The 14,891-nt window shown below is 69.4% G+C and carries 7 protein-coding genes; 6 read left to right on the top strand and 1 reads right to left on the bottom strand.

What is annotated here, in order from left to right:
- Positions 1-45 precede the first annotated feature (45 nt).
- From IFU11_RS08675 to IFU11_RS08660, 4 genes are all read left to right on the top strand, one after another.
- On the top strand, positions 46-3,624 hold the full coding sequence (locus tag IFU11_RS08675; protein WP_192018688.1) for an SdrD B-like domain-containing protein: 3,579 nt from the start codon (positions 46-48) through the stop codon (positions 3,622-3,624).
- Between the two features lie 174 nt (positions 3,625-3,798).
- Entirely contained in the window at positions 3,799-7,314 is a 3,516-nt protein-coding gene (locus tag IFU11_RS20750) for an SdrD B-like domain-containing protein (protein WP_191940569.1), read from the top strand.
- Between the two features lie 179 nt (positions 7,315-7,493).
- Positions 7,494-8,630 carry a baeRF11 domain-containing protein gene (locus IFU11_RS08665; protein ID WP_137242232.1) on the top strand — a complete coding sequence of 379 codons (1,137 nt, stop codon included), beginning with the start codon at positions 7,494-7,496 and terminating at the stop codon, positions 8,628-8,630.
- A gap of 173 nt (positions 8,631-8,803) precedes the next feature.
- Positions 8,804-11,332, top strand: coding sequence for an ATP-dependent Clp protease ATP-binding subunit (locus IFU11_RS08660; RefSeq protein ID WP_064294324.1), 2,529 nt, complete (start codon positions 8,804-8,806; stop codon positions 11,330-11,332).
- Between the two features lie 126 nt (positions 11,333-11,458).
- Here IFU11_RS08660 and IFU11_RS08655 read toward each other — a convergent pair whose 3' ends face one another.
- Positions 11,459-12,385 carry a Ppx/GppA phosphatase family protein gene (locus IFU11_RS08655; RefSeq protein ID WP_137242231.1) on the bottom strand — a complete coding sequence of 309 codons (927 nt, stop codon included), beginning with the start codon at positions 12,383-12,385 and terminating at the stop codon, positions 11,459-11,461.
- A gap of 278 nt (positions 12,386-12,663) precedes the next feature.
- Between IFU11_RS08655 and IFU11_RS08650 the strand changes: the two genes are divergently transcribed.
- Positions 12,664-14,040, top strand: coding sequence for a glucose-6-phosphate dehydrogenase (locus IFU11_RS08650; RefSeq protein WP_137242230.1), 1,377 nt, complete (start codon positions 12,664-12,666; stop codon positions 14,038-14,040).
- Positions 14,041-14,288: 248 nt separating this feature from the next.
- Entirely contained in the window at positions 14,289-14,807 is a 519-nt protein-coding gene (locus IFU11_RS08645) for an amino-acid N-acetyltransferase (RefSeq protein ID WP_191940570.1), read from the top strand.
- Positions 14,808-14,891: the final 84 nt, after the last annotated feature.

Raw genomic sequence — 14,891 nt, 5'->3', positions numbered from 1 at the left:
TGTCTGATATTCTCGCAGGGTTCACCCCCTCGAGAAAGCGACTCCATGTCACTTCTGTTCTCCCCGCCACGCGCACTCGCGGCCTGCACTGCCGTTGCGGCAGCAGCTGTGATCGGCTTCGGCGCGATCGTGCCTGCGTCGGCCGCGACCGATCCGCCGACGACCGACGACACCTCGTCGGCGTCTCCCGAGGCGCCGGCGGCGCCCGACGCTGAGCCCGCGGCTCCGACGGCGGTCGTGCCCGACGCGGGACCGCTGACCCTGTTGACCAAGCTGCAGCGCACCGTCACCGGTACAGCGCCCTTCGACGACGATGCAGGGCCCGGTCGAGACACCAGCGGCGAGGATCTCATCGTCCGCTCGCACGACACCGTCTCGTACCGGATCGAGGTCCAGGTGAACGGCACGGCTCAGGACGGCGTGGTGACGATCCGTCAGGAGCTCCCTTCGGGCATGACCTGGCCTGCCGTCGGGTCGCTGCCCGGCTACTGTGGCGACGGTTCGGTCGTGAGCGACGATGCGCGCACCGTCGACTGCGTCGTGCACGAGGTCGCACCGAACTCCGTGTCGACCTACGACCTGATCGCCTCCGCCAGCACGGCACTGCCCGACGGAACCGTCCTGCCGGCTCCGGCGGACGCCATCCAGGTGTCGGCCGCCGACGCGACGAGCGGGCAGGCCGCGTCTTCGACGGTGACGCCGGACGACCTCGTCATGAGCACGGGTCCCCGCCTCAATCTCGGCGTCAAGCGGCACACCACCGACCAGGTCGCGGTCAACGCGGAGGGGGTCAGGGGGTACCGCGTGTACTTCGACACGTTCCTCGACCTCGCCGACTACAACGCAGCCGGCGGACTCGGCGCACGGGGCCAGTCGGCCATCGTCGGTGACGTGACGTTCGACATCGATCTGTCCGACTTCAGCGACCATGCCGAAGCCGTCGATCTGGCCGGGCAGCGGTGCGCGCTGAACCCCTACGACGGCAATGCGTTCCCGTGGAGCGCCGGCGGTGCGGAGAACACCGTCACCGACTCGGGTACCTGGACGTGCACAGCCGATGCGGCGAACCCGCAGCTGATCCACGTGGTCGTTTCCGGTGCCGACCTCAGCGCGGATCACGTCCCGACGAAGACCGCCTCCGGCGCCAACATCACCACCCGGGGCTACGTCGCGATCGGCAAGTTCGCGGTCTTCGTGCCGCACACCGACGTCCCGTCCGACGGAAGCATCGACGCGCTCGTCACCCTGCGAGACCTCGTCGCGTTCGGCGAGAACGCAGCCGGTGAGCCCATCGCGAACCGTGCGGAGCCGCTGACCGACAACACCGTGACGACGCGCCTCACCCGACGCGTGGGAACGGGCCACAGCACGCGGTATCTCGACAGCGCGTCCAACCTCACCAAGGTCCCCGGCCAGAGCACGGTCGGTTCCGGAGACGGTCCGGTGACCAGCGGGCAGACCTTCGTCGCACACACGGCCGTCATCAACTCCTCGGTGGAGGCGCCGATGACGGGCGCGATCGTGTGTCAGGTCTTCGACCCCAAGACCCAGTTCGTCGCGACCGCGGGTGCCAGCGCGCCTCCGGTCACCGTCCGGGCGAGCGGGGCGGCCGACGGGTTCAACCCGAGTCAGGTCATCGTCGAGTACGGCACGACGCCGGTCGTCGACGCCACTGCCGACGACGAGACCCGCTGGAGCGGCCTCGACGCCGCGACCTGCGACGATTCAGACGACACCTGGACCGCGAACTGGCAGTCGCTCGATCTCAAGGACGTCACGCGGGTGCGCTACCGTCCCGTCGGCGGCGAGTTGTCTGCGGGAGCGCAGTTCAACGGGTCGCTCACGCTGCAGCTCCACGATGGTCTGCCGGTCGGCGAGACCATCATGGAGACCTACTCCGTGAAGTCCACCTCGATGTACAGCGATGACGCCGATGCGCCGACCCACTGGATCGAGGACGCCTGGTACCACGGGAAGTACAACCCGGTGCAGTCGACGAACAAGGACTTCCCCCGTGGAGACCGCCTCCTCGTCTCAGAGGGGTCCGTCGCCATCGCCAAGCGCGCGATCGCACCCGCCGTCGATGCAGGATCGCCGGCGCACGTCGCCTCAGGAGAACGTGTGCAGTTCGAACTGACCCCGCAGATCGCCAGCAAGTCCGGCCTCGCCGACTCCGCGCGCGACGTCGTCGTGGTCGACCGACTCCCGAAGGGGCTCGCCTTCGACCCTGCAGACGTCTCGTCCGCTCCGGACTCGGTGGTGACCGCGGAGGACGGCACCACCGAGCTCACCTGGTCGTTCGAGCGGATCGACCGCGGGAGCGAGCCCGTCATCACCTACTGGGCCAAGACCGACTCGACGATCGTCGGCGACCTCGTCAATCAGGTCATCGTTTCGAGCTCCGACGACCCCTCGTCGCTCGAGGAGATCCCCGAATCGCCGACGATCTCTGACGCGCACTACTCGCGCCAGACGGTCTCGCTCAGTGCCCCCGGAGGGCTGCGCATCGAGAAGTCGGTGGCACAGCAGGCGGTCGAGTCCGGCGACGACATCGACTACACGGTCGCGTTCGCGAACATGAACGCCGACACCCCGCAGCAGGGCGCCTCGTCGATCGATGTGCTGCCCTACGCCGGTGATGCACGCTCGTCGTCCGTCGAGGGTGTGCTGGCAGCAGCGGTCGAGGCACCGTCCGGTGTCACGGTCCGGTACACGGACGCCGATCCGGCGGCCGTCGCCGCGGCATCCGTCGTCGACGGCAGTGCCGGATACGGTCAGCTCCCGGCCGGTTCGGCCTGGTGCACCGCGTCCGAGCTCGGCGCCGAGGGCTGTGCCGCGTCCTTCGCCGACGTCACCGCGATCCGGATGGACGTCGATTCGCTCGCGGCCCTGGAGCGCGTCGAGGTCCGGTACACCCTCGTCTCACAGGGTGCGCCGAGCGGTGCCACCTTCTCGAACGACGCGACCGTCCGCTCGGCGACCCAGACCCTGGGGGCCCGGTCGCCGCTTGTGAGCACCCGCGTGGTGTCCTCGTCGATCGGTCAGCGTCTGTGGTGGGACACGAACGAGGACGGTCTCGACAACGACGGCCCGGAGGGGGCGCCCGGTGAGGGCGTCGCCGACGTGCCCATGCGCCTGTCCGGAGTCGACAAGTTCGGTGAAGTCGTCGAGGCCGAGACGGGGACCGACTCGACCGGCTCCTACCGGTTCTCGGGTCTCGTGTCCGGTGAATACGCGATCGTCGTGGACGTCCCGGCGAACGCGGGTGTGACCACCTTCCGCGTCGGCGACGACGACCTGCTGAACTCCGCTGTGGACGCCGCTGCGGGCGTGATGGAGGACATCACGATCGTCGATCCCTCACCCACCGGTGCGGACGGTGAGGACCTGACCTGGAACGGTGGGCTGGTCGTCGGAGCCGAGCCCCCGGTTGCGCCCGTGGATCCGCCCGGCATTCCGAAGGTCGACGAAGCTACCGCGAAGACCACCCGCGGCGACCTGGCCGAAACCGGTACGGCCTGGGTGTTCGCGGGGGCCGTGACGGCCGCGCTGCTCCTTGCGATCGGAGCCGGTCTCGTCCTCGCCCGCCGTCGTCGGATGGAGCCTGAGACGACGGCCGAGTGATCCCATCGAAGGGGGTCGACCGCATCGCGGTCGGCCCCCTTCGTCGTGCTCCGGATGTCGCGCCCGTCCCCGACAGTCGTCCTGCATCGCAATAAAAGTTAAATATCCCACATATCAGTCGACCAATTTGTGTATCGTGTGACGGCCCCCTCTCCTCCAGAAGGTCGGACCCACGTGAACACCATCCTCTTCCGCAGGGCGCTCGGCGCCCTGTCCATCGTCGCCGTCACCGGCGGCGCCATGCTGCCGGTCACGGCACCTGACACCACCTCGACTCCCGCTGCCGCCTCGACCCAGGCGCTCGGCCTCAACACGTCACTGCAGCGCACCGCCACCGGGAGCGTTCCCTTCGATCCGGCGCCCGGTCCGGGGCTCGACGTCTCACCCGACGACGCGGTGCTGCGGTCCCACGACGCCGTGACGTACACGATCGAGGCGCAGCTGCGCGGTGCCGCCCGCGACAACCGGGTGGTCGTCCGACAGCGGCTGCCCGAAGGGTTGCAGTGGCCCACCGTCGATCAGTTGCCGGGGTACTGCGTCGCCGGATCGACGGTCAGTCCCGATCGCGCCGTCCTCGACTGCGTCCGCTCCGACGTCCTCCCGAACTCCGTGAGCGCCATCGAGCTCACCGCGATGCTCACCACCGCGCCGGCGAACGGCACCGTCATCAGCGCACCGCAGGACGGCATCGAGATCATCGCCGCCGACGCCGCCGACGGGTCCGAGATCCGGGCCAGCACGACCGCACCGGATCTGGTGGTGAGCAGCGGCCCGCGCGTCAACGTCGGCGTCCGACGGGGGCCGGTCGTCGACGGCGTGCAGGAGCAGGACGGCACGGTGGGTTGGTACATCGCACACGACACCTACCTCTCGATCACCGATTTCGGCACCGACGAGGGACGCGGCGCTCGCGGATCCGGGAACGTCGTGGGCGACGTCACCTTCGTCATCGATCTCAACGGGTATCCAGCCGGCGCGCGGCTCGCGACCGTCAACCCTGAGGGGAGGCCAGTGCCTCAGAGCTGTCTCACCGGAGCCTTCGACTCCGCGGTCTTCCCGAAGGCGGCGGGCGGAGGCGACGACGCGGTCTCGGATTCCGGGACCTGGACCTGCGAGCCGGCAGCCGACGGCCGCTCCGTCCTCGTCACGGTCAGTGGGGCCGACCTGAGCGGCGACCACATCCCGTCGCGGTCCGCCTCCGGCTCCGCGATCACGGCGCAGGGCTACCTCGCAATTGGACGATTCGGCGTGTTCGTGCCCGAGGACGACGTCCCGGCGAACGGCGCCCTGCCCGTGCGGCTGGACCTCGTCGATCTCCGTGTGACGGGTGTCGCTGCCGACGGGACGCCCCTGCCGAACGTTCCGGAGCCGTTGGCGGACAACGGCGCCACGGCGACGATCGCGCAGCGCACCGGCGGCGGAGACCACGCGAGCCGGTACTCCGACCGCCGGACCGACAACCGCATGGTGCCCGGACAGAGCACGGCCGGCTCCGGCGACGGGCCTGTCGCCGGCGGCCAGCGGTTCGAGCAGACCGTCGCCTGGAACAACACCACGACGAGTGCCTTGACCGGCGCCGTGCTCTGCGCGGTGTTCGACCCGGCCACCCAGCAGGTCGGTGAGCGTCCCGGCGGTGGTGACCCGGCGGAGTTCCGCTCCACGGCCGGGGCCGTGATCGTCGAGTACGGGACGACGCCCAGTGTCGACGCCGCGGCCGACGCCGAGACCCGGCAGTCGCAGATGGATGCGACCACCTGCGACGACGCCGACGACACGTGGGTCTCCGACCCGTCACTCGTCGACACCGACGACATCACGAAGGTCCGTCTTCGTCCCGTCGACGGCGAGCTCCCGCCCCGCACGAGCGTGACCCTGTGGGTGCAACTGCAGGCCATACCGGGCCTCGACGTGGGCACCATGATCACCGAGACCTACAGCATCAAGTCCTCCGGCAATGGTCCGGACCGGGAGTCGGCGACCGCCTGGGTCGAGGACGGATGGTGGCACGGCCGGTATCGCGCGTCCGAGGGCAACGCACAGTACCCCCGTGGTGATCAGCTGGTCGCCGCGAACGCGGCGGTCACGCTCAACAAGCGGGCCATCTCGCCGGAGGTCGCGCCTGGCGCGCCGGCACCGATCGCGGCTGGCTCACCCATCACCTTCGAGGTGCGTCCGCAGATCATCACCCCCGACGGGGTGGCCGATCGAGCTGACGCCGTGACGGTCACGGACTCCCTGCCGGCCGGGTTCCTCTTCGACGAGGGTTCGGCGACCCCGGCGGCCACGACCGTGGTCCCGCAGGCGGACGGCAGCACGCTCCTCACCTGGGACCTCGGGCGGATCCGACAGGGAGCCGAGCCGGTCATCGCCTACACTGCGGTCTCGGACCGGTTCTCCGTCGGACAGTTCCTCAATCGTGCGATCGTCGCGAGTCCGGACGACCCGGGGTCCCTGACGGACTTCCCCGCGGAGCCAGGACGACTCGACTCCCACTACTCCTGGCAGTCGATGGTGGTCACCACCCCATCCGGGCTGCAGATCGACAAGCACGTCGCCCGGTCCGTCGTCGAGTTCGGCGACGCGGTCGACGTCGACGTCGTCTTCGGGAACATGAGCGCCGGGGCCGTGCAGCGCGAGGTGCGGATGATCGACGTCCTCCCGTACCCGGGCGACGAACGTGGCTCGACCGGGCAGGGCGTCCTGGCGGGTCCGGCCTCGTCGGACGGAGCGGACCTCCGCTACACGGCGGCGCCCGGTGACGCGGTCGCGAGCCACGTCGACCCCGTCGTCGACGACGGCTTCGGCACCCTGCCGGACGGAGCGCGGTGGTGCGGGGCGGACGAGTTCGGCATGACCGGCTGCCCGGCGTCCATCGCGGAGGCGACCGCGATCGAGGCCACCGTCGCCGAGCTCGCGCCGTTCGCGCCCGTGGTCGTCGCCTACGAGCTGGCGACCACCGGTGCCGCGGTCGACGCGCGGTTCGTGAACGACGCCGTCGTGCACTCCGCGACGCAATCGCTCGGCGCACAATCGCCTCAGGTCGCGGCCCAGTTGGTGAGCTCGGCGCTCGGCGAACGCATCTGGTGGGATCTCGACGCGAACGGGCTCGACGACGACGGGCTCGACGGGACGCCGGGGCCTGGTGTCGCAGACGTCGAGCTCGAACTGACCGGCACCGACAAGCGCGGTGAGCCGGTCACCCGGACCGCCATGACCGACGCCGACGGACGGTACCGGTTCGACGCGGTCCTCTCCGGTGCCTACCGGATCGACGTGCGACTCCCGGACGACCTGGTGGCCGACGCCACGTCGCCTCGGGTCGGCGACGACGATCTCCGGAACTCCGCGATCGACCCTGCGGAGTGGGTCATGCCGGACATCGTGATCGCCGACCCGTCGCCGAGCGGAGCGGACGGCGAGGACCTCCGTTGGAACGGCGGTCTCATCGCGACCAACCCCGGGACCGGCCCGGAGCCGGAACAGCCGGGCGCGACGCCGGGTGCGCCGGAGGGCACGCCCAGCCGGGACACCGCGAGTCCGCTCGCCGTCACCGGCGCCGGGCTCACGACCGGCGCCCTCCTCGCGGCCGCCCTGCTCGTCGTCGCCGGTCTGCTCGTCCTCGCGCTGCGGCGGACGCGACGCCTCGTCGCATCGGAGCAGCCGACGGACGGCCCTGTCACGACTGAGTGACGAGGCCGTGAGTCGGGCCGCGTGATCGAGGTCCCGCGGCCCGACTCGGCTCTGAATGTCCGCAGAATCGACCCCGGATCGAGGGGTGGGCGCTCCCTATACTGGGGTCAAGTCAGGCCCACGACGGCGTCGCCTGCTCCCGGTCGACCCTTCGCCTGACGCGATCGAAGGAGGCATCAGTGCACCACACCGATATTCCGACCCGCTCCGACATCGTCGAGCTCGCCACCGCTCGCGAGCCGGGCAGCGTGTCGATCATCCTCGCGACGAGCACCAACCCCTCGGATACGAGCCATATCCGCCTGGACCTCAAGAACCAGGTGAAGGTGGCGGTCGAGCAGCTGACGGCCGCGGGAGCAGACCGGGCGGCGATCGCGACGTTCACGCAGCAGGTCGACGACCTCCAGGAGGATCCGGACTTCCTCCGCTACCTGTCGTCGAGTCTCGCGCTGTACATCAGCCCGAGCCTCACGCGCTACTTCCGCGTCCCGAACATCCTCCAGTCCTGCACGGAGGTCTCGGACCGCTTCTTCATCAAGCCGTTGATGCGAGCGCTCACCTTCCCGCAGTCGGCCTACGTCCTGGCACTCGCGCAGAGCGGTGTGCGACTCGTCGCCGTCTCGCGTGATCTGCCGGCCACGAGCATCGAGCTCGAAGGTGTCCCCGCCGACGTGGCTGCTGCCGCGGGTGTCGACTCGATCCGGGGTCGCGGTTCCGACGGACGCAGCCCCCAGGGACGCATCCAGGGCTCCGAGGGACAGAAGGTCCGGATGCAGGAGTACGCGCAGGCGATCAACAAGGCGTTGTCGCCGGTGCTCGCCGGCTCGAAGGAGCCGCTCATCCTCGCGGGCGCCGAACCGATGACAGGAATCTTCCGGTCCGTCTCGAGTTATAAGCACCTCGTGAAGCCCGAGATCGAGGGCAACCAGCAGGAGCGCTCGGACGAGCAGCTCGCCGCAGCGGCCCGCCCGATCCTCGACGAGCTGTACGCCGCCGAGCTGCACGCGCTGTGCGAGGAGTTCGGCACGCGCGCGTCGAACGGTCGTGCCGTGACCGACCTCGGCGACGTGGCACGCGCCGCGACGGCGAACGCGGTCGACACCCTGTTCGTCGACATCGACAGCAACCTGCCGGGCACGGTCGACGAGACCACCGGTGTCGTCACCCTCGCCGACGACGCCGACGCGACGAACTACGGCGTGATCGACGAGATCCTCCGCCGGGCGCTGCTCTCGGACGCCCGGATCCTCGCCGTCCGCGCCGACGACGTCCCCGGTGGGGGCGCCCTCGCGGCGACCGTCCGGTTCCCGGTCTGACCGAGCCGCGATCAGCCGACACCCGCAGCGCACGTGCCCGGTGCACGTGCGCTGCGGCGTTCCAGGCGGCCGAGCATCACGCCCACGGCGAACAGGGGCGAAGAGAGCTGCGGCGGTCGTTACGCTCCTACTAACGGCATCACCACCCTGCCCGGTGCCGGAGGAGAGTGATCATGTTCGAGAGATTCACCGACCGTGCGCGTCGTGTCGTCGTCCTGGCCCAGGAAGAGGCCAAGATGCTCAACCACAACTACATCGGGACCGAGCACATCCTGCTCGGCCTCATCCACGAGGGAGAAGGAGTCGCCGCCAAGGCACTCGAGTCCCTCGGGATCTCCCTCGATGCCGTGCGCGAGCAGGTCACCGACATCATCGGCACCGGCCAGCAGCAGCCGACGGGACACATCCCGTTCACGCCGCGCGCCAAGAAGGTGCTGGAGCTGAGCCTGCGCGAAGCGCTGCAGCTCGGCCACAACTACATCGGCACGGAGCACATCCTGCTCGGCCTCATCCGCGAGGGCGAGGGCGTCGCAGCCCAGGTCCTCGTGAAGCTCGGCGCCGACCTCAACCGCGTGCGCCAGCAGGTCATCCAGCTGCTGTCCGGCTACCAGGGCAAGGAAGCAGCCCCGGTCGGCGGCAACCAGAGTGAGCAGCAGGCACAGGGCGGGTCGCAGATCCTCGACCAGTTCGGCCGCAACCTCACGCAGGCCGCGCGCGACAACAAGCTCGACCCGGTCATCGGTCGCGACAAGGAGATGGAGCGGGTCATGCAGATCCTCTCCCGTCGCTCGAAGAACAACCCGGTCCTCATCGGTGAGCCCGGCGTCGGCAAGACCGCCGTCGTCGAGGGTCTCGCCCAGGCGATCGTCAAGGGCGATGTCCCGGAGACGCTGAAGGACAAGCAGCTGTACTCGCTCGACCTCGGCTCGCTCATCGCCGGTAGCCGCTACCGCGGTGACTTCGAGGAGCGCCTGAAGAAGGTCACCAAGGAGATCCGCACCCGCGGCGACATCATCGTCTTCATCGACGAGATCCACACCCTCGTGGGTGCCGGTGCCGCCGAAGGCGCGATCGACGCGGCCTCCATCCTCAAGCCGCTGCTCGCCCGCGGTGAGCTCCAGACCATCGGTGCCACCACGCTCGACGAGTACCGCAAGCACTTCGAGAAGGACGCCGCACTCGAGCGTCGCTTCCAGCCGATCCAGGTCATGGAGCCGTCGCTGCCCCACACGATCAACATCCTCAAGGGGCTGCGCGACCGGTACGAGGCACACCACAAGGTGTCCATCACCGACGGTGCGCTCGTCTCGGCGGCGAACCTCGCCGACCGGTACATCTCCGACCGCTTCCTGCCCGACAAGGCCATCGACCTGATCGACGAGGCCGGTGCACGCCTGCGTCTGTCGATCCTCTCGAGCCCGCCTGAGCTGCGCGAGTTCGACGACAAGATCGCCGGCGTCCGCGAGGCCAAGGAGACGGCCATCGAGGAGCAGGACTTCGAGAAGGCGGCGTCCCTCCGCGACGAGGAGAAGAACCTCCTCGGTGAGCGTCTGCGCCTCGAGAAGCAGTGGCGCTCGGGCGACGTCAAGACGACCGCCGAGGTCGACGAGGGTCTGATCGCCGAGGTGCTCGCCCAGGCGACCGGCATCCCCGTCTTCAAGCTCACCGAAGAGGAGTCCTCGCGACTCGTCTTCATGGAGAAGGCGCTGCACCAGCGGGTCATCGGTCAGGAGGAGGCCATCTCGGCGCTCTCCAAGACCATCCGCCGCACGCGTGCCGGCCTCAAGGACCCGAAGCGTCCCTCGGGCTCGTTCATCTTCGCCGGCCCCACGGGTGTCGGTAAGACCGAGCTCGCGAAGGCGCTCGCCGAGTTCCTGTTCGACGACGAAGGCGCGCTGATCTCCCTCGACATGTCTGAGTACGGCGAGAAGCACACGGTCTCGCGACTGTTCGGTGCTCCTCCCGGGTTCGTCGGCTTCGAAGAGGGTGGCCAGCTCACCGAGAAGGTGCGTCGCAAGCCGTTCAGCGTCGTGCTCTTCGACGAGATCGAGAAGGCCCACCCCGACATCTTCAACTCGCTCCTCCAGATCCTGGAAGAGGGCCGGTTGACGGATGGTCAGGGTCGCGTCGTCGACTTCAAGAACACCGTCATCATCATGACCACCAACCTCGGTGCTCGTGACATCGCCGGTGGTCCGGTCGGCTTCCAGATCGAGGGCAACGCCTCGACCGGGTACGACATCATGCGCGGCAAGGTGAACGAGGAGCTGAAGAAGCACTTCAAGCCCGAGTTCCTGAACCGTGTCGACGACATCATCGTGTTCCCGCAGCTGTCGAAGCCGGAGCTCCTGCAGATCGTGGACCTGTTCACGAAGCGTCTCTCGGAGCGTCTGCTCGACCGCGACATGACGATCGAGCTCACGCTGCCGGCGAAGGAGCGCCTCATCGAGGTCGGCTTCGACCCGACCCTCGGTGCTCGTCCGCTGCGTCGTGCGATGCAGCGCGAGGTCGAGGACCAGCTCAGCGAGCAGATCCTCCACGGCGAGCTCAACGCCGGCGACCACGTGCACGTCGACTTCGTGAACGGTGCGTTCGCCTTCACGACCTCGGCTCGCGGTGAGTCGGTCGGTGCCGGCGTCAACGCGCAGGCGTCGCTCGGTACGGGTTCGGCCACGCCGGACCTCGCGATCACGGGCGAGTAGTCCCGAGCCACCGAAGGCCCCCACTCCGCGGAGTGGGGGCCTTCGTCGTGTCGGGAGTGTTCGTTCGCCCATCTTCGGGCGATTCGGCGCTCACTCGCCCAAACCTGGGCGAGCAAACGGCGGCGGTCAGCCGAGGCGGTCCAGGTACCGGAGGATGATGCCCTCGCGGAGCGCCCAGGGGGAGACGTCGAGCTCGCGGACGCGGAAGGCGGCCATCGCCTCGGACAGGACGATGCCGCCGGCGACGATCTGGAAGGTCCGGTCGGCGGTGATCCCGGGGAGCGCGGGGCGGGCCTCAGCCGGAATGCGGGCGAGGCGCGGGATCCAGTCGTCGAGCTGGCTGCGCCGGAGCAGCGACCGTTCGGTGCCACCGATGCCGTCGGCCACCGATCCTGCGAGGCGTGCGAGGGAGCGGATGGTCTTGGACGACCCGACGACGTGATGGGCGTCGGGCTCCTCGGCGAACGCGGGGAGTGCAGCGGTGAGCACCTCGCGGGCGTGCAGGCGGAGTGCCTCCTGCTGTGCGGCGGTCGGTGGGTCGTCGTGGAGGAAGCCGACGGTGGAGCGTCCGGCGCCGAGCGGGAGGGAGATCGCGACATCGGGGTACTCGTCGCCGCCGGCCGCGATCTCGAGTGAGCCGCCGCCGATGTCGAGGAGGAGCATCTCGCCGGCCGACCAGCCGTACCAGCGGCGGACGGCGAGGAAGGTGAGCTTCGCCTCGTCGTCACCGGAGAGGACCTGCAGGGCGATGCCGGTCCGCTCCTCGACGAGGGCGAGGACCTCCGGCCCGTTCGTCGCCTCGCGGATGGCCGAGGTCGCCATCGAGAGCAGTTCGTCGAGGCCGCTCTCGCGAGCGATCGCCGCCGCTGCACCGATCGACTCGAGGATCACCGCGACGCCCTCCTCGCTGATCGATCCATCCGGCGTGAGGTATCGCATGAGTCGCAGCACCGACTTGTGCGACGACTGGGGGATCGGCCGCGCTCCCGGGTGGGCATCGACGATGAGCAGGTGGACGGTGTTCGATCCCACGTCGAGGACTCCGAGTCGCATGCGCTCACAGTACTGCCTGCCCGCCCGGGTCTGCTGTGGTGGGTCGCCAGCGCGGTGCGCTGACGTGAGCGCGGGTCCAGGGCGTGAGCGCGGGTCTCCGGAGGGGCGCGCCCACGTCCCTGACCCGCGGTGAGGCCGATACCGCGCCACTCACGTCAGCGCACCGCGCTGATGCCCACACCCTCGCGCTCGCGTCAGCGCATCGCGCTGGACCGGGATGGACCTCGGGAGGGCGCAAGGCCGCGCGACCTCGTCGGCCCACCGCGTAGGATCGCCGCATGACCGCCGCCACCTCGGAATCCTCCGCCCCTCGAACCCTCGTGATCCTCGGTGCCGGAGGCGACCTCACGGCCCGGCTCCTACTGCCGGGACTTGCGTCGCTCCTCGCCTCCCCGCGTGGCCAGGCGGTGCGCCTCATCGGGGTCGACCGCTCCGAGTCGAGCGACGAGGCCTGGCGGAAGCGCGTCAAGACCGCATTCGCCGACGCCCCGTCGAAGCTCGCCGAGACGATCGTCGCCGAGACCACCTACGTGCAGGCTGACGTCTCCGACCCGGCGTCACTGGAACGAGTCCTCGCGGCCGCCGGTCCGAACGTCGCCCTCTACTTCGCCCTGCCGCCCGCCATCACCCTGCTCGCCTGCAAGGCGCTGCGGAAGCTGGAGCTCCCCAAGGGCATCATGCTCGCTCTCGAAAAGCCGTTCGGCACCGACTACGCCTCCGCCCGCTCGCTCAACCGTCTGCTCCAGCACCTGGTGCCGGAGGAGCAGGTGTTCCGCGTCGACCACTTCCTCGGCAAGTCGACGGTCCTCAACCTGCTGGGCCTGCGCTTCGCGAACCGCATCTTCGAGCCGCTCCTCTCGGCCGACAACGTCGAACGCGTCGACATCGTCTTCGACGAGCAGTTGGCGCTCGAGGGCCGCGCCGGGTACTACGACCGTGCGGGCGCCCTGATCGACATGATCCAGAGTCACCTGCTCCTCGTCCTCGCGTTCGCGGCCATGGAGCCACCGGCGAGCGTCGACGCGGAGGATCTGCGCGGCGGCATGGCTCAGGTGCTGCGAGCGACCCGACCGTGGAAGGCGAACGGCACGGAGAGTCGGCGTGCACGCTACGGCGCCGGGACGATCGGCGACCGCAAGCTGCCCGCCTACGTCGACGAGCAGGGCGTGGACCCGTCGCACCACACGGAGACGCTCGCCGAGATGACGCTCGCGATCGACAACTGGCGTTGGGCCGGTGTCCCGTTCGTGCTGCGCTCCGGGAAGGCTTTGGCGGACACCCGTCAGGAGATCGTCTTCACCTTCAAGCCGGTGCCGCACCTCCCGTCCGGCCTGCACGGCATGAAGACCCCGGCGCGGCTCCGCATCGGCCTGAAGCCGGCGTCGCTCGACCTCGACCTGATGATCAACGGCGAGGACGACCCCTTCGAACTTGACCCGGTCGCCCTCCACGCCGAACTCCAGGCCGGGCAGCTCAGTGCCTACGGCGAGGTCCTGTCGAGCATCCTCGAGGGAGACCCGACCCTGTCGGTGCGCGGTGACGTCGCCGAGCAGTGCTGGCGGATCGTGGCGCCCGTCCTCAAGGCGTGGCGCAAGGACGAGGTGTCGATCGACACCTACCCGGCCGGCACCGCGGGCCCGAGGTCCTGGCACTGATCCGCCCCTCGTGATCCGGTGCCGCCACTCCGATGTCCGGCGCCAGCGCGGTGCGCTGACGTGAGCGCGCCCCATCGGACCGAGCGCGCCGCTCTGGAGGCCCGCGCTCACGCGGCTGGGTCGCGCTCACGCCGCTTCGGCAGCGCTCGCGCGAGAGCACCGCGCTGACGCCCACCGGCCCGCGCTCGGTCGGGAGCATCGCGCTGGCGTCAGTAGACTTCTCGGAGGTTCTGACAGGAGGAGGCGGGATGGTCGAGCAGGCTCAGCAGGGGTATGTCGTCCGTCGCGCCCGCACGAGCGACGTCCGACGCATCCAGGCGCTCGTGGAACCACTCGTGCAGCAGCGCATCCTCCTCGGCAAGGACGACGTCGTCTTCTACGAAGCGGTCCAGGAGTTCCGCGTCGCCGAGACACCCGACGGCGAACTCATCGGCTGCGGCGCGCTGCACGTCATCTGGGAGGACCTCGGTGAGGTCCGCACGCTCGCCGTCTCCGCCGACCACCTCGGCACCGGGGTCGGTCACGCGCTCGTCGAGCGCCTCGAGCACGACGCGGTCGAGCTCGGCCTGCGTCGCCTGTTCTGCCTGACCTTCGAAACCGGCTTCTTCACGAAGCACGGCTATCAGGAGATCGGCGAGGAGATCGTCCCACCCGAGGTCTACGCACAGCTCGTGCGCTCGTCGGACGAAGGTGTCGCGGAGTTCCTCGACCTCGCGCGGGTCAAGCCGAATACGCTCGGTAACACCCGCATGCTCAAGCTGCTCTGAACCACAGCTTGAAGGTTGGCGCTCGTCGGAGTGACCGATGAGACCGTTCACAATACCTCGCTGATCAGCGATTTCGCACGTTTC

The organism is Plantibacter sp. CFBP 8804 (assembly GCF_014841225.1).
Classification (GTDB): Bacteria; Actinomycetota; Actinomycetes; order Actinomycetales; family Microbacteriaceae; genus Plantibacter; species Plantibacter auratus.
This window is presented reverse-complemented; position numbering and strand designations above follow the sequence as displayed.

Excerpts from the sequence above, each read along its gene's own strand:
- IFU11_RS08645 (WP_191940570.1), top strand. The coding sequence starts at position 14,289 with ATGGTCGAGCAGGCTCAGCAGGGGTATGTCGTCCGTCGCGCCCGCACG.
- IFU11_RS08650 (WP_137242230.1), top strand. The coding sequence starts at position 12,664 with ATGACCGCCGCCACCTCGGAATCCTCCGCCCCTCGAACCCTCGTGATC.
- IFU11_RS08675 (WP_192018688.1), top strand. The coding sequence starts at position 46 with ATGTCACTTCTGTTCTCCCCGCCACGCGCACTCGCGGCCTGCACTGCC.
- IFU11_RS08655 (WP_137242231.1), bottom strand. The coding sequence starts at position 12,385 with ATGCGACTCGGAGTCCTCGACGTGGGATCGAACACCGTCCACCTGCTC.
- IFU11_RS08660 (WP_064294324.1), top strand. The coding sequence starts at position 8,804 with ATGTTCGAGAGATTCACCGACCGTGCGCGTCGTGTCGTCGTCCTGGCC.